This is a genomic window from Streptomyces sp. NPDC055749 (assembly GCF_053617235.1).
This window is the reverse complement of the sequence record NZ_JBSHFH010000091.1, coordinates 1-17930: the sequence shown is the minus strand read 5'-3', so window position 1 is coordinate 17930 and position 17930 is coordinate 1. Positions and strand designations below refer to the sequence as shown.

Annotated in this window: 16 protein-coding genes; 10 read left to right on the top strand and 6 right to left on the bottom strand. The window is 69.7% G+C overall.

The window, feature by feature from the left end; all coding sequences use genetic code 11:
• Nucleotides 1-1223, top strand: a 1223-nt coding sequence (locus tag ACWGO0_RS36050; protein ID WP_453544511.1) for a HupE/UreJ family protein, incomplete at its 5' end; no start/stop codon positions are given.
• A gap of 132 nt (nt 1224-1355) precedes the next feature.
• Complete coding sequence (locus tag ACWGO0_RS36045) at nt 1356-2858, top strand: glycoside hydrolase family 6 protein (RefSeq protein WP_453544509.1); 1503 nt, start codon at nt 1356-1358, stop codon at nt 2856-2858.
• Nucleotides 2859-2917: 59 nt separating this feature from the next.
• Here the strand turns inward: ACWGO0_RS36045 and ACWGO0_RS36040 are convergent, their stop codons facing one another.
• Nucleotides 2918-5314: an ATP-binding cassette domain-containing protein gene (locus ACWGO0_RS36040; protein WP_453544507.1), complete on the bottom strand. Its 2397-nt coding sequence runs from the start codon at nt 5312-5314 to the stop codon at nt 2918-2920.
• A gap of 162 nt (nt 5315-5476) precedes the next feature.
• On the opposite strand from ACWGO0_RS36040, the gene ACWGO0_RS36035 reads away from it, so the two are divergent.
• Nucleotides 5477-5746: a hypothetical protein gene (locus ACWGO0_RS36035; protein WP_453544505.1), complete on the top strand. Its 270-nt coding sequence runs from the start codon at nt 5477-5479 to the stop codon at nt 5744-5746.
• A gap of 102 nt (nt 5747-5848) precedes the next feature.
• On the top strand, nt 5849-6034 hold the full coding sequence (locus tag ACWGO0_RS36030) for a DUF6381 family protein (protein ID WP_453544503.1): 186 nt from the start codon (nt 5849-5851) through the stop codon (nt 6032-6034).
• A gap of 67 nt (nt 6035-6101) precedes the next feature.
• On the opposite strand, the gene ACWGO0_RS36025 is transcribed toward ACWGO0_RS36030, so the two are convergent.
• Nucleotides 6102-7727 carry an FAD-dependent oxidoreductase gene (locus ACWGO0_RS36025; protein ID WP_453544501.1) on the bottom strand — a complete coding sequence of 542 codons (1626 nt, stop codon included), beginning with the start codon at nt 7725-7727 and terminating at the stop codon, nt 6102-6104.
• 9 nt (nt 7728-7736) lie between these two features.
• Nucleotides 7737-9269: an APC family permease gene (locus ACWGO0_RS36020; protein ID WP_453544499.1), complete on the bottom strand. Its 1533-nt coding sequence runs from the start codon at nt 9267-9269 to the stop codon at nt 7737-7739.
• A 277-nt stretch (nt 9270-9546) separates the two neighbouring features.
• On the opposite strand from ACWGO0_RS36020, the gene ACWGO0_RS36015 reads away from it, so the two are divergent.
• From ACWGO0_RS36015 to ACWGO0_RS36000, 4 genes are all read left to right on the top strand, one after another.
• Nucleotides 9547-10269: a TetR/AcrR family transcriptional regulator gene (locus ACWGO0_RS36015; RefSeq protein WP_453544497.1), complete on the top strand. Its 723-nt coding sequence runs from the start codon at nt 9547-9549 to the stop codon at nt 10267-10269.
• 84 nt (nt 10270-10353) lie between these two features.
• Nucleotides 10354-11031 carry an ABC transporter permease gene (locus tag ACWGO0_RS36010; RefSeq protein WP_453544495.1) on the top strand — a complete coding sequence of 226 codons (678 nt, stop codon included), beginning with the start codon at nt 10354-10356 and terminating at the stop codon, nt 11029-11031.
• Nucleotides 11028-11705 (top strand): ABC transporter permease, encoded by a 678-nt coding sequence (locus ACWGO0_RS36005; RefSeq protein WP_453544493.1) that lies wholly within the window; start codon nt 11028-11030, stop codon nt 11703-11705. The genes ACWGO0_RS36010 and ACWGO0_RS36005 overlap by 4 nt, the downstream gene beginning before the upstream one ends.
• A complete protein-coding gene (locus tag ACWGO0_RS36000) occupies nt 11702-12655 on the top strand; it encodes an ABC transporter substrate-binding protein (RefSeq protein WP_453544491.1) in 954 nt (317 codons plus the stop codon). Before ACWGO0_RS36005 ends, ACWGO0_RS36000 begins: the two co-directional genes overlap by 4 nt.
• Before the next feature lie 19 nt (nt 12656-12674).
• On the opposite strand, the gene ACWGO0_RS35995 is transcribed toward ACWGO0_RS36000, so the two are convergent.
• Nucleotides 12675-13649, bottom strand: coding sequence for an acetylxylan esterase (locus tag ACWGO0_RS35995; protein WP_453544489.1), 975 nt, complete (start codon nt 13647-13649; stop codon nt 12675-12677).
• Between the two features lie 57 nt (nt 13650-13706).
• Entirely contained in the window at nt 13707-14636 is a 930-nt protein-coding gene (locus tag ACWGO0_RS35990) for a nitroreductase/quinone reductase family protein (protein WP_453544487.1), read from the bottom strand.
• Nucleotides 14637-14972: 336 nt separating this feature from the next.
• Between ACWGO0_RS35990 and ACWGO0_RS35985 the strand changes: the two genes are divergently transcribed.
• Entirely contained in the window at nt 14973-15248 is a 276-nt protein-coding gene (locus tag ACWGO0_RS35985) for a DUF2087 domain-containing protein (protein ID WP_453544485.1), read from the top strand.
• 66 nt (nt 15249-15314) lie between these two features.
• Here ACWGO0_RS35985 and ACWGO0_RS35980 read toward each other — a convergent pair whose 3' ends face one another.
• Entirely contained in the window at nt 15315-16478 is a 1164-nt protein-coding gene (locus ACWGO0_RS35980; protein ID WP_453544483.1) for an ABC transporter ATP-binding protein, read from the bottom strand.
• A gap of 106 nt (nt 16479-16584) precedes the next feature.
• Here ACWGO0_RS35980 and ACWGO0_RS35975 point away from each other — a divergent pair, with 106 nt between their 5' ends.
• Nucleotides 16585-17880, top strand: coding sequence for an alpha/beta fold hydrolase (locus ACWGO0_RS35975; RefSeq protein WP_453544481.1), 1296 nt, complete (start codon nt 16585-16587; stop codon nt 17878-17880).
• The last annotated feature ends 50 nt before the right edge of the window (nt 17881-17930 follow it).

The window sequence follows — 17930 nt, the reverse complement described above, 5'->3', positions numbered from 1 at the left end:
GGTCCGGACCCAACAGGTCCGGACCGGCGGGCCCGCCGCTCGTGCACCCCGCTCGTTCCCCGCCCGTGAAGACGAGAACAGAGACCACCATGCGCCCCGCACGCCTGCCCGTCCTCACCACCGTCGTGGCCCTGCTGGCTCTGCTCGCCGTAGGGTTTACGCGCCCCGCCCCCGCCGCCGCGCACGACGCGACCACGGCCGCCTACGTCGATGTCGAGGGCGCAGGAGCCCAGGTGGCGGCGACGCTCGATCTCGAATACGACCTGCTGATGAAGTCGGCCTGGCTCTACGCCGAGGCGTACGAGGCGAAGGACCGCGCCACACAGCTGCGGCAGCTGAAGCTCAACGCCGACGCGGTGAACGAGTACGTCACCGAGCGCTTCGCCGTCACCCGCGACGGCAAGGCGTGCACACCCGACCGCGCCCGTGACGCCGACGTCCGCACCCGCGGCACCCGGCCCTTCGCCGTCCTGACCCTGTCCTACGACTGTCCGGGCGGCGCCGGCGGCGCGTACACGATCTCCAGCGCCCTGTTCCCGGACAGCGAGACGTTCGTCCACAGCACCGAGACGATCGTCCACTACGACATCGAGGGGCAGCGCGGCTCCCAGATCCTGACGGCCGCCGAACCCACCCTGGAAACCACCGGGCACGAGGAGTCGCACCAGATCGGGGAGTTCTTCCTGCTCGGCACCGAACACCTGCTGTTCGGCCTCGACCACATCCTCTTCCTGCTGTTGCTCCTCATGGGCGCGCGCAGTCTGCGCGACATCGTGCTCACCGCGACCGCGTTCACCGCCGCGCACAGCGTCACGTTCATGCTGGCGGCAACGGGTGTCGTGGACGTCCCCGGATCGGTCGTCGAGCCGGTGATCGCCGCTTCCATCGCCGCCGTGGCCATAGCCAACGTCGCCCTGCGGGACCGGCAGGGCAACGAGCGCTGGCGGCTGCCGGCCGTCTTCCTTTTCGGCCTCGTCCACGGCCTGGGCTTCGCGGGCGCGCTCGGGATCGAGGAGGGCTGGTCGTGGGAGCTGCTGCTGTCGCTGCTGAGCTTCAACGTCGGCATCGAGGCGGTACAACTCGGCATCATCGCCGTCGTGTTCCCGCTCCTGGTCCTGCTGCGCCGCACCCCCGCCCACCGCTGGGTGCTGCCAGCGCTCACGGCGCCCATCGCGATCGTCGGCCTCTACTGGTTCTGGGACCGGTTGCCGCTCGCGGTCTGATCCGGCCGTATCTGATCATTCTCTCCACTTGCGGACTTTCCGTTGCGTATTCTGCACCGCGCAATCCGCTGGGCCGAGTTCGTCGTCCGCGTCATCTCCTCCCGCATGGTGCGCTGTTCGAGAAGGCAGAGAATGAGACATCTTTCGAGACCGATGACCCTGATCGCCGCACCGGCCGTCGCCGCGGCACTGCTCGTCGGCCCCGCCCCGGCCGCTTCCGCGGGTCCGGCGCAGCCTGTGTACGGCGAGTTGGTGCGGAACGGCACCTTCGACGCACTCACCGCCCCTTGGTGGGGCACGGAGAAGGCCCCCATCGCCTCCGTCGACGGGGCGATGCGGATCACGCTCGCCGGGACCGGTGCGGGTGGCAACCTCTGGGACGCCGTGGTCGGCCAGAACGACATCAATCTGCGGCAGGGAGCCACGTACACGCTCTCGTTCGACGCGAAGGCGTCCGTGCCGGGCAGGATCAGGTCGACGGTTCAGCTCGGTACCGCACCGTACCCGGCCTCGCTGGCCGAGGACGTCGAACTGACGACCGGTACACAGCACTTCAGCTGGACATTCACCTCGACCCTGGAGACCGGCGACGGACACGTCGACTTCCAGGTCGGCGGGCTTCCCGAGCAGAGCGTCATCACGCTGGACAACGTCTCGCTGACCACGTCCACCGCGCGCGAGGGTTTCTACACCGACCCGGCGAACAACGCGGCGAAGTGGGCGCAGAGCACCACGGACCCCCGCGCCGCGAAGATCGGTGCGGCGATCGGCGACCACAACAGCGCCAAGTGGTTCGGGAACTGGGACGCCGACGGCAACCCGGGCACCGGCATCCGGACCGAGGTCGGCAACTACGTCGCTGCCGCCGCGGCCAAGGGGAAGCTTCCGGTCCTGGTGGCGTACAACATTCCCGGCCGTGACTGCGGCGGCGCCTCATCGGGCGGTTCGGAGGACGCCGCCCGCTACAAGCTGTGGATCGACGAGTTCGCCCAGGGCATCGCGGGCCGCCCGGCCGTCGTGATTCTGGAACCCGACGCCGTCGCCCAGTCCTCCGACCCCGCGTGCATCTCGGGCGAGGCGCTCGAAGCCCGCTTCGACATGCTCTGGTACGCCAACCAGCACCTCGCCGCACAGGGCCCGTTCACGAAGACGTACCTCGACGCGGGCAACGCGACCTGGACCCTGGGGCCGGACCTCGGTGACAACGGAGGCATCGGCCTGGAGCGCATGGCCTACCTGCTGAATCGTTCAGGCGTCTCCATGGCCAGGGGTGTGTCGATCGGCGTCGCGAACTTCGACGCCACCGACATCTCCAACCAGTACGGAGCCCGGCTGGCCACCCGGCTCAAGAACGACTTCGGTATCGATACCCGCTGGGTCGTCGACACGGGGCGAAACGGCAACGGTGGGTACGTCACCCCCGGTGTCCCGTCGAGCGGCCACGTCGGATTCTGTAATCCTCCCGGCCGCAAGCTGGGCGTGACCTCGCGCGCAGGAACGGGCGGCGCCGAATACCTCCTGTGGATCAAGAACCCCGGTGACTCCGACGGCGACTCCCCCCAGTGCCCCGCGGGCTCCCCGCCCGCCGGGTCGTTCTCACCGGACCTCGCGGAAGCGCTCATCGACGGCAGCTGACGGCCTCCGGTCGTCAGGTGGGGGACGACGCCCGAAAAGCGTCGTCCCCCGGCTCCTCGTCAGCTGCCGACGTAGGCAGCGAGGTGCTCGCCGGTCAGGGTCGTGCGGGCGGCTACGAGGTCGGCGGGCGTGCCCTCGAAGACGACACTGCCGCCGTCGTGACCGGCGCCGGGGCCGAGGTCGATGATCCAGTCGGCGTGCGCCATGACCGCCTGGTGGTGCTCGACGACGATGACCGACTTACCGGAGTCCACGAGCCGGTCGAGCAGGCCCAGCAACTGTTCGACGTCGGCGAGGTGCAGACCGGTGGTCGGCTCGTCGAGGATGTACACCCCGCCCTTCTCTCCCATGTGGGTGGCCAGCTTGAGCCGCTGCCGCTCGCCGCCGGACAGCGTGGTGAGCGGCTGCCCGAGGCTGAGGTAGCCGAGACCGACATCGGCGAGGCGTTCCAGGATGCGGTGCGCGGCCGGGATGTGCGCCTCGCCCGAGGCGAAGAACTCCTCGGCCTCGGTCACGGACATCGCGAGGACCTCGCTGATGTCACGGCCGCCGAGCAGGTATTCGAGGACCGATGCGTCGAACCGCTTCCCCTCGCACTCCTCGCAGGGGGTGGCGACACCGGCCATCATCGCCAGGTCGGTGTAGATGACGCCGGCGCCGTTGCACGCCGGGCAGGCGCCCTCCGAGTTGGCGCTGAACAGTGCGGGCTTCACGCCGTTGGCCTTCGCGAAGGCCTTGCGGATCGGGTCGAGCAGTCCGGTGTACGTCGCCGGGTTGCTCCGTCGCGAACCCTTGATCGCGGCCTGGTCGATCGACACCACGTCCTCACCGGTGGGGATCGACCCGTGCACGAGCGAGCTCTTGCCCGAGCCCGCCACGCCGGTGACCACGCAGAGCACCCCGAGCGGGATGTCGACGTCGACGTCCCGCAGGTTGTTGGCGGTGGCGCCGCGGATCTCCAGCGAACCGGTGGACTTGCGCACCCCCTCCTTGACGGTCGTCCGGTCGTCGAAATGGCGGCCGGTGACGGTGCCGCTGGTCCGCAGCCCCTCGACGGTGCCCTCGAAGCAGACGGCGCCGCCTCCCGTACCCGCGCCGGGACCGAGGTCCACGACGTGGTCGGCGATCACGATCGTCTCCGGCTTGTGCTCCACGACGAGCACCGTGTTGCCCTTGTCGCGCAGCCGCAGCAGCAGGTCGTTCATCCGCTGGATGTCATGGGGGTGCAGACCGATGGTGGGCTCGTCGAACACGTACGTGACATCGGTGAGCGAGGAACCGAGGTGGCGGACCATCTTGACGCGCTGCGCCTCGCCGCCCGACAGCGTGCCCGCGGGCCGGTCGAGCGAGAGGTAGCCGAGGCCGATCTCCACGAACGAGTCGAGGGTGCCCTGCAGCGCGGTGAGCAGCGGAGCCACCGACGGCTCGTCGAGGCCACTGACCCAGCCGGCCAGGTCGCGGATCTCCATCGCGCAGGCGTCGGCGATGCTGATCTTCTTGATCTTCGACGACCTGGCCGCCTCGCTGAGCCTGGTGCCGTCGCAGTCGGGGCATGTGGTGAAGGTGACCGCCCGCTCCACGAAGGCCCGGATGTGCGGCTGCATCGCCTCCTTGTCCTTGGACAGGAACGACTTCTGGATCTTGGGGATCAGTCCCTCGTAGGTGAGGTTGACGCCGTTGACCTTGACCTTGACCGGCTCTCCGTACAGGAAGTCCCGCAGTTCCTTCTTGGTGTACTTGCGGATCGGCTTGTCCGGGTCCACGAAGCCGGACTGGGCGTAGACCTGCACGGTCCACTGGCTGTCCGACTTCCAGCCGGGGATGGTGAACGCGCCCTCGGCGAGCGACTTGGAGTCGTCGTAGAGCTGGCTGAGGTCGATGTCGGAGACCGAGCCCCGCCCTTCGCAGGCCGTACACATGCCGCCGGTGCGGTTGTAGGTCGCCTTGACGGTCTTGGTCTTCGCGCCACCGCGTTCGACGGTGATCCCGCCACTCGCCCGGACCGAGGCGGTGTTGAAGGAGTACGCGCTGGGCGAGCCGATGTGCGGCTTCCCGAGGCGGCTGAACAGGATGCGCAGCATCGCGTTGGCATCGGTGGCCGTGCCGACCGTGGAGCGGGGGTCGGCACCCATCCGCTGCTGGTCGACGGTGATCGCGGTCGTCAGCCCTTCGAGCACATCGACCTCGGGCCGCGCCAGCGTCGGCATGAAGCCCTGCACGAAGGCGCTGTAGGTCTCATTGATCAGCCGCTGCGACTCCGCGGCGATCGTGCCGAACACCAGCGAGCTCTTGCCCGACCCCGAGACACCGGTGAACACCGTCAGCCGGCGCTTCGGGATCTCGATGCTGACGTCCTTGAGGTTGTTCACACGCGCGCCGTGCACGCGGATCAGGTCGTGGCTGTCGGGAGCGTGGAGCGCAGGCGACTGTGTGCCCGTCCGCTTGGCCGTACTCATCGTGTCTCCATCTGTTACGCGGGCCGCGTTCGGGCAAACCGACTGCGCGCCCGGTCCATGGCAGTCACGCTAGTCGCGGCGCGGGGGCCGCGCTTCTCGATTCCTGATCGTCCTGTCACCGGCGGACGGGCCGTTGTCAGTGCTCGGTGGAATGCTGTCCGCATGGACGAGCTCATGCGGCAGCGCCGGGTGTACGGCGCCGACCACGACGACCCGGACCCCGGCCCGAAGCCGGGTCACGACTACCGGGAGCTGGTCGGCGGTCCTCTCGACGGCCTGCTCCTGGACGTGACCGGGTGGACCGACGCGGCGCTGTGCGAGGGGGCGGCCCTGATCACGGAGATCGGGGCCTACGGGCCCGGCGGGCGGGCCGAGTACCGGAGCAGACAGACCGACCCGCTGAAGTGGGACTGGTGCGGTGACACCCGGTGACCGGAGATCCGGCGTACGTCGGATGGCTGGCGGGCGCGCGGTGAGGGAAAATCGGGGCACGGTGAACGAGATGTCCCTTAGTGCCGAGGATTGGTGATGATCATGGCGGACGAGATCGGTAACCGAGTCCATGAGATGCGCGAGAAGGCCGAGCAGCTGTCCAATGCCGCCGAGCACGCGTCGGACGACAAGGAGAGCCGACGGCTCAAGGAGAAGGCCGCCCGGCTGCGCAGCCAGAGCGAACAGCTCAGCTCGATGGCGGCCGGGGACATCTACCCGAGCGACTAGAGCATCCCGCCCGCCCGCGAGCGGTCCGGCCGCCGCCGCGGCGACGACCGGTCCGTCCCGCGGTCCGTTACGCGGTGAGTTTGCCGATCACCTCTCCGGCCGCGCGCTCCCCTTCTGTCGCGCCGCCCTCCATGAATCCCTGGAAGTCGTAGCTGCAGTGCTCGCCGCCGATGTGGATGTTGCCCTGCGGAGTCCCCTCGTAGCCTGCGTAGCGGTGCAGATAGCCGACGGGCCAGTACGAGTACGCACCCAGGGCGTACGGGTTGCGGTGCCAGGCCGACAGTTGTGCCTTACCGGTCCAGGCGGCCTTCGTACCGGGGAAGAACGCGTCGATGCCGGTGAGACGACGCGTGGCGAGGTCACGGACGTACGGGTCGGATTCGGTGGCGAAGGGGGTCGCGGGCGTCAGCTCCCTGGCCAGCCGGCCGCTGCCGTACTGGATGAGGATGCCTCCGCTGCCCGGCTGGATCTTGGTGGTGTCCCAGGTCTGCTGTACGTCGCTGTCCGTGAAGCAGTCACCCGCGCTGATCCCGTGCCAGGCACCCGTGCCGAGCCACGGCCGTGAGGTGAACTGCATATTGAGTTTAGTGCAGTTGCCCATCCGGGCATCACGCAGCAGATTCGTCATGCGCGGGTCGAAGCCCGCCGCAGACCGGTCCAGACCCTGCAGCACGGGCAGCGGGACACACAGGATCGTGTGGTCGGCGACGACGGTCGTCACCGTGCCGGAATCGGTGAACGTGAGGGTCTGGCTGCCGTTGCTGTTGGCCCGCAGGGCCGTCAGCTGCTTGCCCATGCGCAGGGTCCCCGCGGGCAGGCACTGCGCGATGGCGTTCGGGAGCTGATCGTTGCCGCCCCTGATGTGGTAGCGCTCGTTGGACAGGCCCCAGATGTTGAACCTGCCCGGATTGGTCTGGTAGCCCATGAGCAGGACCAGGGCGAGCGCGGACTGATCCGTGGTGTCCGCGCCGTACTCGACGTTGTACGCGACGTCGATGAAGCGGCCGAGCGGGGAGGCGTGGCCGCCGGGGACACGTGAGTCGATCCACTCGTGGATCGACATGTTGTCGAGGGCGGTGCCGGTGGGAGTGGTCTGGTTCCACCGCACCTCGCCCGATTCCTGCAGATCGCGGCGCAGCGACTGGTAGACCGCCTTGAAGTCCTCGTCGGCCTGGCTCCGCGGGTAGTAGGTCCCGTTGAACCAGAGGACCTCCTCGGCGCCGTTCGGCCCGCCACCGAGGAAGTCCTCGGTGGCAAGGCCGAACCTGCGGCACAGTTCGAGGATCTTCTTGTGGCTGGTGTCGATCAGCTCGCCGCCGATCTCCGAGGTCTGGCCGTTCGCCCAGTGGCCGCGCTGCGTCCACATCCGTCCGCCGACCCTGCCCCGGTCTGCCTCGTACAGGGTGCAGTTCAGACCGGCGTCCTTGAGGGTGAGCGCGGCGGTGAGACCGGCTATGCCCGCGCCGACCACGGCGATGACGGGCGCCTGACCTCCCGTCACCGGCTGTGCGGCGGCGGGCCGTGCGGTCAGCCCGGCGCCCAGAGCCGTGCCCAGGCCGAGGGCCGCGGCCCGGCCGAGCAACTGGCGACGCGTGGAGCCGCGGACATCCGCGACGGGCATGCGCAGCCTGCGGGCGGCGGCATGCTCAGCGGCGAGCCTGCGTAGTGCGTGCATCGTGTTCGTACGGGACACGGGTGCTCCTCAGACGGTCGCGGTTGCCTGGTCGGTGTCGCTGTCGGTGTCGCTCTCGGAGTCGGAGTCGGTGCGCTCGGCCGCGTCGTCGAGGACGATGCGGCCGATGATCTCGTAGCGCTCCGGCGCCCTGGCCTTGAGGTAGAAGCCGAGTCCGAGTCCGCCGAGGAAGACCACGCCGACGATCCACGGAATCAGCTTGAAGAAGAAGGACTCGGCGGCGAGCCCGGCGGCGGTCTCCATGTTCAGGATGAGCAGGACGACGACGGCGATCATGCCGATGCCGCCCAGCAGCGGTGCCGTGAACGTCCGGAACCAGTGGCGGTCCTCCGGGTGGTTCTTGCGGAAGTAGCCGATGACCGCGAACGAGCAGAGGGTCTGGACGATGAGGATCGCCATCGTGCCGAGGATCGCGAGCAGGGTGTACAGGTGGATGTACGGGTCCTCGCCGGCCAGCCAGAAGGCGCAGACGAGCGCGGTGGCGATGCCGGTCTGGACGTAGGAGGCGATGTACGGGGAGCCGTGGGAGCGGTGGGTCCTGCCGAGCGCCGGGTGCAGGAAGCCCTCGCGGCCGATGGCGTAGAGGTAGCGCGATGCGCACTGGTGGAAGGCCATGCCGCAGGCGAACGAGCCGGTCAGCAGCAGCCATTGGAAGGCGTCGACGGCCCAGGGGCCGATGAACGACTCGGTCGGGTTGAAGAAGAGATCGAGCGGCGAAGCGGACGAGGACACCTTCACGGAGCCTTCGAGCCCGTTCCCGGCGATCGTCATCCAGGAGACGTAGATGTAGAAGAGGCCGACGCCGATGACGGAGATGAGGGTCGCCCGGGGGATGACGCGCTTCGGGTCGCGGGACTCCTCGCCGTACATCGCGGTCGACTCGAAGCCGACCCAGGACCAGAAGGCGAAGAAGAGACCGAGCCCGGCGGAGGTGCCGGTGAACGCGTTGACCGGGTTCAGCGGCTCGACCGGGATGCCGTCGGGGCCGCCACCGGCGAGCAGTACGGCGGTGGCGACGGCGAAGAGCACCGCGATCTCGCCGACCAGCATCACGCCGAGGGCCTTCGCCGTGATGTTGATGTCGAAGTACGCCAGCACCCCGGTGAGAGCGAGCATGGCGACGGCGTACACGATCCAGGGGATGTCGATGCCGAGTTGGTCGGCGACGGTCGTCTGGCCGAAGTACGCGAAGATACCGACGATCGACGCCTCGAACACGATGTACGCGAGGACCGCCAGCATGCCGGAGGCCAGTCCGGCGATCCGGCCGAGCCCGTGCGAGATGTAGCCGTAGAACGCGCCCGCCGCCGTGATGCGCTTCGCCATGGCGACGTACCCGACCGAGAAGACGGTCAGCACCACGGTCGCGAACAGATAACCGGCGGGGGCGCCCGTGCCGTTGCCGAACCCGACGGCGATGGGCAGATTCCCCGTCATCGCCGTGATGGGGGCGGCGGTGGCCACGGCCATGAAGACCACGCCGACCAGCCCGACCGAATTCGCCTTGAGCCTCTGGACCTCTTGTATGGGTTTGTCTGACATGGCGCGCCCTCTCTCGTCCTTCGCGGTCCCGCTTGTCCGGGGGCGACAGTCTCGGCCCGCGTGACCTGCGCCACAACAGACACGCGGTCACTCAAATCTGTTGCTGGGGCGACGAGTTGTCGGGGCAGAGGGCCCGTCGATGTGGTCTGTAACCGCAGGGTGATGTCCATGGAACATACGGATGTGCCTCGGCTCCCCGGGCGGATTCCGCCACCATGACGCTCAAGCCTGCGGAGGAGAGAGTGCGGCATAAGCTGACATTGTATATATATGGGGCATGGTGAAGCAGATGGATGAGGACGCCCCGGGGCGACGCGCCGGCGACAAGGGCCGCTACGGGCGGCTCAGCCGCGACCGGGTGCTGGCCAGCGCGCTGGATGTGGTGGACCGCGAAGGGCTGTCCAGCCTGAGCATGCGCAGACTCGGCTCGGAACTCGGCGTGGAGGCGATGGCCCTCTACCGGTACGCCGCGAGCAAGGACGAGCTCCTGGACGGCCTGGTCGATGTCTTCTGCCAGGAGCTGGAAGCCGTTCTGGCCGAGGAGGAGGCGGGTGGGCAGCCGGACGCGGCGCCACCCGACTGGCGGCAGGAGCTCCACCGCATCGCGCTCGCCTCCTACGGCGTCGCGATGCGCCACCCGAATGTCGTGCCGCTCCTCGCCACGCGACTGCTCTCCACCCCGCTGGCCCGCCGCCCCATGGCCGTACTGCGCAGCGACGAGCGGATCCTGGACCTCCTGCACCGCGCCGGCCTGGGCGAGGACACGGTCGTGGCGCTGCACCGGGCCTGCACCGCCTGGGTGCTCGGCTATCTCCTCGTGGAGCTGCGGGCTATGGACGACGAGCCCGACGAGCCCGAACCTGCCTTCCGCCTCGGCCTGCACCGGATGCCCGCACAGGAGCTGCCCCGGCTGCGGGCGACCGCGATCTCCCTCGCGGACCGCGGCGGACCGGACCGACTGGCCGCCGGGCTTGACGCCCTGCTCGACCGCTTCGGCTGACGGGCGGCCACGGACAGGGCGGGGAGCTCCACGAACAGTCGACCATGACGCGCGAGCACCACGGCGGCGGGCTGCAATGGACCCGTGACCGCGCCTCCCGACGACTGCCTCGCGCGCAACGAGTGGATCTGCGGCGACTACCTGTCCAGCCGCGGCGAGATCCTCTGGGACGCGTCCGTCCAGCACGTCCAGCTGACCGTCGTCTCCGTGCTCATCGGACTCGCACTCGCCCTGCCGCTCGCACTCCTGGCCCGCAGGCTGCGCTGGGCGGCCGGACCTGTCCTCGGCCTCACGACGATTCTGTACACCGTCCCGTCCCTCGCGATGTTCTCGCTGCTGCTTCCGGTGTACGGGCTCTCCGCCGCGCTCGTCGTCGCGGGGCTCGTCCTCTACTCCCTGACCCTCCTCGTACGCAATATCCTCGCCGGGCTGCGCGCCGTGCCCGAGGAGACCCGGCAGGCCGCGCGCGGCATGGGTTACGGACCCGTGCGGCTCCTCCTCACCGTGGAGCTCCCGCTCGCCCTGCCCGCCGCCATGGCGGGACTGCGCATCGCCACCGTCTCGGCGGTCTCCCTGGTCACGGTCGGCGCGATCGTCGGCCACGGAGGGCTCGGCAACCTCATCTACTCGGGAATGAACACCTACTTCAAGGCCCAGGTGCTCACCGCGTCCGTGCTCTGCGTCGTCATCGCCGTCGCCGCCGACCTCCTGCTCCTCGGGGCGCAGCGGCTCCTGACCCCATGGACGAGGCGGCAGTCATGACCACCCTCTCCGACGCCTGGTCCTGGCTCACCACCTCGGCGCACTGGTCAGGCGCCGACGGCGTCTGGCACCGGCTGGGGGAGCACCTCTTCCTCACCGTCGTCTGCCTGCTGATCAGCTGTCTGATCGCCCTGCCGGTCGCACTGGTCCTCGGCCACCTGGGCAAGGGCGGGGCGCTCGCCGTCAACATCTCCAACATCGGCAGGGCCGTCCCCACCTTCGCCGTCCTGGTGCTCCTGCTCCTGACCCCGATCGGGACGTACGGGGAGTGGTCGACCATCATCGCGCTGGTGCTCTTCGCCATCCCACCGCTGCTCACCAACGCCTACGTCGGCATGCGCGAGGTGGACCGCGATGTCGTACGGGCCGCCCGGGGGATGGGCATGACAGGCCGCCAGATGCTGCTGCGGGTGGAACTGCCCCTCGCGCTGCCGCTCCTGCTCACCGGCGTGCGGATCGCCGCCGTGCAGCTCGTCGCCACCGCCACCCTCGCCGCACTCGCCGGAGGCGGCGGCCTCGGCCGGATCATCACCGCGGGCTTCAACCTGGCCTCCACGCCCCAGGTCGTGGCAGGCGCCGTTCTCGTCGCCGTGTTCGCCCTCCTCGTCGAGGGCCTGTTCGAACTGGGCCTGCGCCTCGCCCCCGCCAGGACCCAGGACGGGGCGGCGGCATGAAGGCGCCACGCACGCCCGCCGTACTCCTGAGCCTCCTGCTCGTCACCACCGCCTGCGCCACCGGCCCCAGCCTTGAGCACCAGGGCGATGTGACCGAGCCGCCCGGAAACAGCCAGGAACTCACGATCGGCTCGGCGGGCTTCACCGAGAGCGAGCTCCTCGCCCGGATGTACGCCCTCCTGCTGGACGACGCCGGATACACCACCGAGATCATCTCGGTCACCAACCGGGAGATCTACGAACCCGCCCTGGAGAGCGGCCAGATCGACGTCGTACCGGAGTACGCCGCCACCTTCGCCGACTGGCTGAACGCCAAGGCCAACGGCACCGACGCGCCGCCGGTCGGCTCACCCGACCTGGCGGCCACGATGAAGGCCCTGCGCACCCTCGCCGCGCCCCGCGGCCTCACCGTGCTCGACCCGGGGAGGGCCGTCGACCAGAACGCCTTCGCGGTCGCCTCCTCGTACGCCGCGGAGCACCGCCTCAGGACGCTCAGCGAGCTGGGCCGGTCCAGGCTCCCCGTACGGCTGGCGGCGGGCGACGAGTGTGTGCAGCGCCCCTACTGCGCCCCCGGGCTCAGGGAGACGTACGGCATCGACATCACCGCTGTCGACCCGATGGGTGTCGGCACCACCCAGGCCAAACAGGCCGTCCAGAGCGGAGAGGACCAACTGGTCCTGACCACCACCACGGACGCCACCCTCGACGACTTCGGGCTGGTGATCCTCGCCGACGACAAGCATCTCCAGAACGCGGACTACCTCGTGCCCGTCGTCAACCGGTCCCGGGCGGGCAGCAGCGGCGTCCGCGACGCCCTCGGGAAGCTGAACACCGTCCTGACCACCGCCGACCTGGCGCAGATGAACGAACAGGTGGACAGCTGGCGCAGACTGCCCGAGGACGTCGCACGGAACTACCTGGAGTCCGAGCAGCTCATTCCCCGCGAATGAGCCCTATGGCTGCTCGCGCTCAGGCCAGCAGCTTCCCCGGCAGCCAGGCGAGCTGCGCCGCCTGCTGGAACGGGCCACCGCCCTCGTGGTCGTTGAAGTGGTACACCTCGATCTCCTTCTCCGGGTGGGCGTAGGCGTTGAAGGCGGCGAAGACCGTCGACGGCGGGCAGGTCTGGTCCTCCAGAGCCGTCGAGAACAGCGCCGGAACCCGGCCGCGCGCCGCGAAGTGGACCCCGTCGAAGTAGGCCAGGGTCGACCGCACCTGCTCGTCCCGGCCCCGGTGCGTCTTGAGGAAGTTGCCCACCTCGCGGTACGGCGACCGGTCGGTGACCGTCAGAGCCCGCGGGAAGTCGCACAGGAACGGCACGTCCGGCGCGACGGCCACCAGGTCCGTTATCAGCCCGCCCGCGGCGAGTGCGATCCCGCCGCCCTGGCTCTCACCGATGGCCGCGGTGCGCGTCGCGTCGGTGAGGGGATGCGAGCGGGCCGCCTCCACCGCCCGTACGGCATCGGTGAACACCCGCCGGTAGTAGTACGTGTCCGGGTCCTCGATGCCCCGGGTCATGTACCCGGGGAAGGAGGGGGCGCTGCCCACCGGGTCGGGGGTGTCACCGGGCTCCCAGGTGCTGCCCTGCGCGCGGGTGTCCATCACGAAGTGCGCGAAACCGGCCGACGCCCACAGCAGATGCGAGTGCGCCAGCCCACGCCCGCCGCCGTAGCCGATGAACTCCACGACTACGGGCAGCGGACGCGTGGTGCCCGCGGGCAGGACGAGCCAGCCCTTCACCGGGTGCCCGCCGAAGCCCGCGAAGGTCACGTCGTACACCTCGACCGTGGTCAGCCCGGTGCCGGTACGCAGCTCGAACCGGGCGTCCAGGTCGTGGGACCTGGCCTCGGTGAGTGTCTTCGACCAGAACGCGTCGAAATCCTCCGGCTCCACCGACCGGCTGCGGTACGTGCGGAGTTCGTCGAGGGGCATATCGAACAGGGACATGGGTGACCGCCTACGTCTCAGGACTGAGTGATCACACCCTACGGCCGGCGGTTCCCGTCAGGGAGTGCGGTCCGGTGCCATGGGCGGGGGCCACGGGACGTCGGCCAGCGCGGGGAGCAGCTGCTCCTCCTCGTACGCGAAGTGGGCGGTGAGCTCCTGCGACATCCGGGCCAGCTCGGTGCGGAACCGCTCGGGGTCCGCCGTGCCGATGTCGGCCAGCAGCGCCGCCAGCTCGCCCTGGATGGTGGCGACGGTCCGGTGCTCCTCGCGCAGACGCTCGAACGCGTCGGAGAGGTGCGGGTGGTAGCCCGCCATGACAGGGAAGATATGACTGTCCTCACCGGTGTGGTGGAACTCCAGCGTCTGGCAGAACGCCAGGCAGTGCTGCCGGATCTGCAGACCGAGGCCGGGCGCCGGAGGTTCGCCGGGCTCCCCGGACCCCTGATGGGCCGCCCGCGCCGCGAAGTGGGCGTCGGTCTCCGCGCGCACTTGGCGCAGTTGGTGGCGCAGCCAGGTGTGCACCTCCAGCATCTTGTCGGCGAGCGTGGTGACCTCGGCGGGCCCTTCGCCCGGCGGGGCCTCCGAACGCTCCAGCGCCACGACCGGCAGGACGCGGTCCGTGGCGGCCTGGTAGTCGCCGTAGCCGGGTTCCGCACGGACCACCAGCTCGAACAGCCGGTCGCGCCGGGCACCTTCGGCCGGGACCGCGATCGCCTCGAACTCCTCGGTCCCCACCTCGACGCTCACCACGGGATGGGCGAGGAGATTGTGGTACCAGGCGGGATGCGCATGAGCGCCGAGGTTCGAGCCGATGACGAGCAGCCGGTCGCCGTCGACTACGTAACCCAGGGGTGTGGTGTGCGGCCGGCCGGACCTGGCGCCGGTGGTGGTGAGCAGAAGGAGGTCGCCGCCCTCGAAGGGGCCGCCGACCTTGCCCGCGTTGGAGCGGAACTCCTCGATGACGGACTGGTTGAAGGACATGGGCATGGGGTGCCGGATCTCCGTAAGAGTGTGTGCGGCAGCGCGCGGGCGTCACTGGGTGGCCCCGGGCCGCCGGAGGAATGACGTGTCGACGGCGGTCGGCGTTGCGGAAGGTCGCGCGGAGGACGGGCGACGCGCAACGGCGCCGAGATCAGAAGCAGGGGGCTGAGAGTGAACTCATGGCATCGTCCCTGAATGAAAGTGCTGGCCCGGCTTGCCGGCCTGCCCACATCTCCCGGCCGGCGCCACGCTGCACGCAGCCCATTAGAACGAGCCGCCCGCCCGCTGTCAACGCGCGAAAACGCGTTGCCTGCCGACAGGTCGGCTGCGAGGCTTCCGATCATGTCCGTCAAAGATCTCAGCAGTCGGCGCCCGGTGGCAGACCTCTTCTCCCAAGGCCGCCTGACCACCATCCCCCGCAAGCCCGCCCGCCGTGAGCAACTGCTGAACCACCTCGCGCAGACCCTGTTCGAGCGCGACCGCGTCTACACGGAACACGAGGTCAACGAGGCGCTGCGCACGGTGCACGAGGACTCTTCAGCCCTGCGCCGCTATCTGGTCGTCGCCGGACTCCTGATCCGGCCGAGGGACGGCAGCAGTTACCGACGGGCGGGCTGATTGCCCTAGGGCCTGTCCGGCGGATCATGGCCGGGGGCGCGGCGACCCTGATCCGCCGGACAGGCCCTACGCGTCCGCCACCGAGTCGAACTGCACCTCGTCCCGTCCGACGCCCTGCGCGTCCGCGTCCACCGAGCGGCGCAGGGCCTCGTGGAGTTTGGCCGGGGTGAGTACACCGAGGAAGCGCGTGCCGTCCAGGACCGCGACCCATCCCGCGTCGTGCTGGAGCATCTCGCTGAACGCCTGCTTCAGGGGAGCGCCGACGGGGACCCAGGCGTCCATGCGCCGGGCGAGCTCGCCGACCGTGCCGTACTCACCGGCGATACGGAGCGCGTCCGCCGACACCCAGCCGTGCAGATCGCCATCGGCGCTCAACACCACCGCCCACCGCGCACCCGAGGCGTTCAGCCGTCCCGCCGCCGCGCGGGCCGGCTCGTCGATGCGGGCGACCGGTGGCTCCTCCAGGTCCTCCGGTTCGATCGTCGTGACCGAGAGGCGCTTCAGGCCCCGGTCGGCGCCGACGAAACGGGCCACGTAGGGGGTCGCTGGCGTACCGAGCACCGCGGCCGGGCTGTCGAACTGCTCGATGCGGCCCTCCCCGTACACCGCGATCCGGTCGCCCATCCGTACCGCTTCCTCGATGTCGTGCGTCACCATCAGAACGGTCTTGCGCACCGTGGCCTGAAGGTTCAGGAATTCGTTCTGCAGCCGTTCGCGCACCACGGGGTCGACCGCTCCGAACGGTTCGTCCATGAGCAGCACCGGCGGGTCCGCGGCGAGCGCCCGGGCCACACCCACCCGTTGCCGCTGCCCGCCGGAGAGCTGGGCGGGATAGCGCGAGCCGTACGTCTTCGGGTCGAGCCCCACCAGATCCAGCAGCTCCGCCGCCCGTTCCCGGGCGGCACTCCGCTTCCAGCCGATCAGCGCGGGGACGGTCGCCGTGTTCTCCAGGACGGTCCGGTGCGGGAAGAGGCCGACCTGCTGGATCACATAGCCGATCCTGCGGCGCAGCTTCACGGGATCGATCGTGGAGATGTCGTCGCCGTCCACGAGGATGCGGCCCGACGTCGGCTCGATCAGCCGGTTCACCATCATCATCGTGGTCGTCTTGCCGCAGCCCGACGGGCCGACGAGCGTGACCAGCTCGCCCTCGCCCACCTCGAAGGACAGGTTGTCGACCGCGGTCGTCCCGTCCAGGTAGACCTTGCCGACCTGCTCGAACCGGATCATGACTGCACGCTAGGAGCCGCCCGGGCGCGGCGCACACGGGCCGGGACTGTCCGAGTCACGGCCGTGTGCTGGACTGTCCTCGGAACATCGGATTCAGGAGCACCCTTTGAGCAGTTACCGGCACCCCGGCGTCGTCTTCACCGACCACCGCTTCACCGTCCCCCTCGACCACACGGACCCGGGCGGCGAACAGATCGAGATCTTCGGCCGGGAGGCCGTCGCGAGCGGCAGGGTGAACGACGAGCTGCCGTGGCTGGTCTATCTGGAAGGCGGCCCAGGGTTCGGCGCCCGCCGCTTCGTCGGAACGGAAGCCTGGCTGGGCCGTGCGGTGCGCGAGTTCCGGGTGCTGCTGCTCGACCAGCGCGGTACGGGGCTCTCCACCCCGGCGAACCGGCAGACCCTCCCCCTGCGCGGCGGCCCGCGCGAGCAGGCCGAGTATCTCGGCCACTTCCGGTCCGACTCGATCGTCCGCGACTGCGAACTGATCCGGCCCGGGCTGACCGGCGGTCAGCCCTGGACCGTCCTCGGCCAGTCCTTCGGCGGATTCTGCGCGGTCCACTATCTGTCGGCCGCCCCGGAAGGGCTCAGCACCGTCCTGATCACCGGCGGACTGCCTTCCCTCGACGCCCATGCCGACGACGTCTACCGCGCCGCGTACCCCCGGATCGAGCGGAAGGTCGCCGCCCACTACGCGCGCTACCCGCAGGACGTCGAACGCGCCCGTGAGATCGCCGCCTACCTCTCCGAGCACCGTCCGGAGAGCGCGGGCCACCGGCTGACGGCGGAGGGATTCCAGTCCCTCGGCATCATGCTGGGCGGCGGCAGCGGCAGCCACCAGCTGCACTACCTGCTGGAGAACGCCTTCGTCCGTACGCCGTACGGCACCGAACTCTCGGACACCTTCCAGGAGGCGGTGCGCACCGCCAACTCGTTCGCCGGCCACCCGCTGTACGCCCTGATGCACGAGGTGATCTACGCACAGGGGGAGCGCCCGACCGGCTGGGCGGCCGAGCGGGTCCGCGCCGAGTTCCCCCGGTTCGACGCCGCACAAGCGCTCAAGGGGGAGGAGCCCGTGCTCTTCACCGGGGAGTCGATCCACCCCTGGCACTTCGAGGTGGACCCCGCCCTGCGACCGCTGCGCGAGACCGCCGAGCTGCTCGCGGGCCGCACCGACTGGGCCCCGCTCTACGACGCCGAACGGCTGGCGGCCAACGAGGTGCCGGTCGCCGCGGCGATCTACCACGACGACATGTACGTCGACGCCGAACACTCCCTGCGTACCGCCGCGTCGATCCGCGGACTGCGCACCTGGGTGACGAACGAGTTCGAGCACGACGGGCTGCGGGCCGGCGGGCCGCGCGTACTGGACCGGCTTCTCGCGCTGGTCAGGGACGAGATCTGACCCGAAACAGATGCGTGAACCGAGGGGGCCCGCCGCACATGACATGCGGC

Excerpts from the sequence above, each read along its gene's own strand:
- ACWGO0_RS36045 (WP_453544509.1), top strand. The coding sequence starts at position 1,356 with ATGAGACATCTTTCGAGACCGATGACCCTGATCGCCGCACCGGCCGTC.
- ACWGO0_RS36040 (WP_453544507.1), bottom strand. The coding sequence starts at position 5,314 with ATGAGTACGGCCAAGCGGACGGGCACACAGTCGCCTGCGCTCCACGCT.
- ACWGO0_RS36035 (WP_453544505.1), top strand. The coding sequence starts at position 5,477 with ATGGACGAGCTCATGCGGCAGCGCCGGGTGTACGGCGCCGACCACGAC.
- ACWGO0_RS36030 (WP_453544503.1), top strand. The coding sequence starts at position 5,849 with ATGGCGGACGAGATCGGTAACCGAGTCCATGAGATGCGCGAGAAGGCC.
- ACWGO0_RS36020 (WP_453544499.1), bottom strand. The coding sequence starts at position 9,269 with ATGTCAGACAAACCCATACAAGAGGTCCAGAGGCTCAAGGCGAATTCG.
- ACWGO0_RS36015 (WP_453544497.1), top strand. The coding sequence starts at position 9,547 with ATGGTGAAGCAGATGGATGAGGACGCCCCGGGGCGACGCGCCGGCGAC.
- ACWGO0_RS36005 (WP_453544493.1), top strand. The coding sequence starts at position 11,028 with ATGACCACCCTCTCCGACGCCTGGTCCTGGCTCACCACCTCGGCGCAC.
- ACWGO0_RS36000 (WP_453544491.1), top strand. The coding sequence starts at position 11,702 with ATGAAGGCGCCACGCACGCCCGCCGTACTCCTGAGCCTCCTGCTCGTC.
- ACWGO0_RS35995 (WP_453544489.1), bottom strand. The coding sequence starts at position 13,649 with ATGTCCCTGTTCGATATGCCCCTCGACGAACTCCGCACGTACCGCAGC.
- ACWGO0_RS35990 (WP_453544487.1), bottom strand. The coding sequence starts at position 14,636 with ATGCCCATGTCCTTCAACCAGTCCGTCATCGAGGAGTTCCGCTCCAAC.
- ACWGO0_RS35985 (WP_453544485.1), top strand. The coding sequence starts at position 14,973 with ATGTCCGTCAAAGATCTCAGCAGTCGGCGCCCGGTGGCAGACCTCTTC.
- ACWGO0_RS35980 (WP_453544483.1), bottom strand. The coding sequence starts at position 16,478 with ATGATCCGGTTCGAGCAGGTCGGCAAGGTCTACCTGGACGGGACGACC.